This window comes from Anaerotignum faecicola (assembly GCA_024460105.1).
Lineage (GTDB): Bacteria > Bacillota > Clostridia > Lachnospirales > Anaerotignaceae > JANFXS01.
Genome location: JANFXS010000394.1, coordinates 1 through 421 on the forward strand (window position 1 = coordinate 1; position 421 = coordinate 421).

General features: G+C 57.7%; 1 protein-coding gene. It reads left to right on the forward strand.

The genetic code is table 11. From position 1 onward, the window contains the following. Positions 1–56 precede the first annotated feature (56 nt). Positions 57–421 (forward strand): hypothetical protein (locus tag NE664_14540; protein MCQ4727853.1); only part of this gene is annotated, 365 nt, incomplete at its 3' end.

Sequence of the window (421 nt, forward strand, 5' to 3'; positions counted from 1 at the left end):
AGGAGATTGCGAAGGAGATCACGGAACGTTCCTACGCAGTCGGAGGCCATGCAGGCGTGAGTGAGGATATGACGACCGCGGCGCAGACAACCACGCAGCCGGTTACGACTGTTCCCGTTACAACAGAGGCGGCGACAGAGGAGACAACGACTGCGGAGGAATCTGAGTCTGAGACAGGTAATCAGACCACAGCGGCCCCGGTTCCGCAGACGACCGCTCCGGTTCCTTCCGGCCTGCCGGAGATGACGACGGAGGCGCCGACGACGGAAGCACAGGTGCCGGTGTCAGACGCGAAGATCACGATTGATTACGTCGATTATGAGAACGGGGTGGTTACGGTCAATTTCAAGACAAAAGTGAAGTGGAAGAATCCCACCGTATCGTTAAAGGATGAGGGAGGAACCACCTACTCCGCCATGGT